The organism is Microbacterium sp. CCH5-D1, from assembly GCF_001557335.1.
GTDB classification, from domain to species: Bacteria; Actinomycetota; Actinomycetes; order Actinomycetales; family Microbacteriaceae; genus Microbacterium; species Microbacterium oxydans.
In genome coordinates, this window is sequence record NZ_LSJW01000024.1 from 1 (window position 1) to 1,559 (window position 1,559).

Below are 1,559 nucleotides of genomic sequence, written 5' to 3' on the forward strand. Positions count from 1 at the left end.
AAGATCCCCGCCGTCATCTACGGTCACGGCACGGAGCCGGTGCACGTCGCGCTCCCCGGCCACCAGGTCTCGCTCATCCTGCGCCGCGCGAACGCGCTGCTCGAGCTCGACATCGAGGGCAAGTCCCAGCTCGCTCTGGTCAAGGACGTGCAGAAGGACCCGGTGCACCAGATCATCGAGCACATCGACCTGCTCGTCGTGAAGAAGGGCGAGAAGGTCGCCATCGACGTCCCGATCATCGTCACGGGCGAGTCCGCTCCCGGTACGATCGCGAACCTCGACGCCACCACCGTGTCGATCGAGGCCGAGGCCACGCACATCCCCCAGAACATCGAGGTCTCGGTCGAGGGCCTGGAAGAGGGCGCGCACATCACCGCCGCCGACGTGCAGCTCCCCAAGGGCTCCACGCTGCTCTCCGACCCCGAGGTGCTCGTCGTCGCGATCTCCGTGCCCGCCGCACCCGCGGAAGAGGACGAGGCGGAGACCGAAGGCGAGTCCGCCGATGAGGCGACCGAAGAGGCCGCCGCGGAGTGATCTCCGACTGATTCATCACAGAGGGGACGCGATCCGATCGCGTCCCCTCTGTCGTATCCTGACCGGGATGCTGCAGCCCCGGACAGGGAGAGGACGAGGACATGCCATCGACCTGGCTCGTGGTGGGGCTCGGCAACCCCGGCCCGCGGTATGAGAGCACTCGGCACAACATCGGACAGATGGTCGTCGATGAGCTCGCCTCGCGGCGTTCTGAGGCGTTCCGCGAGCACAAGGGGGGAGCGCGCGTCGTCGAGACCTGGCTGCGCCCTGGCGCGGACAAGCTGGTGCTCGCCAAGCCCAACACGTTCATGAACGTCTCGGGCACGCCGGTGGCGGCTCTGGCGCGGTTCTACTCGGTCCCCACCGAGCAGGTGGTCGTCGTGCACGACGAGCTCGACATCCCGTTCGACACCGTCAAGCTCAAGACGGGCGGCGGGCACGGAGGGCACAACGGTGTGCGCGACGTCGCCAGAGCGCTGGGCACGGCGGATTTCCCGCGCGTGCGAGTCGGCATCGGTCGTCCGATCGGGCGTCAGGATCCTGCGGACTGGGTGCTGGCACCCTTCGGCAAGGAAGAGCGGCCGAACCTGCCGATCCTCGTCTCGGATGCCGCCGATGCGGTCGAGCTGCTGGTCGACGAAGGACTCCTGGCGGCGCAGCAGAAACACCACGCGCCGCGCTGACGCGGCAGCTGCCTACCGGCAGTGCGGTCAGGCCGAGAAGTTCGACATCCCCGCAGCGGCGCCGGTCGTGAGAGCCACCACCAGTGCGATGAAGAAGATCACCGACGCCAGGACCGCCACCACGAGAGCGGCGATTCCTGCACCCCGGCCACGCTTCTTGGCGATCGCGATGATGCCGAGGACGATCGCGGCGACGCCGACGAGGGTCCCGAGCCAGAACGAGAGCTCCGCCCAGAGCACCTGATCCCGGACCGGGGTCAGCACCCGGAGGTCATCGGCGGTGACCGATGCGCCGTTGGGCAGGTACCGACCGATCTCGAACGCGCTGACGCTGACGACGAT

3 protein-coding genes are annotated in these 1,559 nt (G+C 68.2%); 2 read left to right on the forward strand and 1 reads right to left on the reverse strand.

What is annotated here, in order from left to right:
* Window positions 1–534 (forward strand): 50S ribosomal protein L25/general stress protein Ctc (locus AX744_RS01600; protein ID WP_061015208.1); only part of this gene is annotated, 534 nt, incomplete at its 5' end.
* A 101-nt stretch (window positions 535–635) separates the two neighbouring features.
* On the forward strand, window positions 636–1,217 hold the full coding sequence (gene pth, locus AX744_RS01605) for an aminoacyl-tRNA hydrolase (RefSeq protein WP_046748930.1): 582 nt from the start codon (window positions 636–638) through the stop codon (window positions 1,215–1,217).
* Window positions 1,218–1,244: 27 nt separating this feature from the next.
* Here the strand turns inward: pth and AX744_RS20470 are convergent.
* Window positions 1,245–1,559, reverse strand: a 315-nt coding sequence (locus AX744_RS20470) for a hypothetical protein (RefSeq protein WP_061015209.1), incomplete at its 5' end; no start/stop codon positions are given.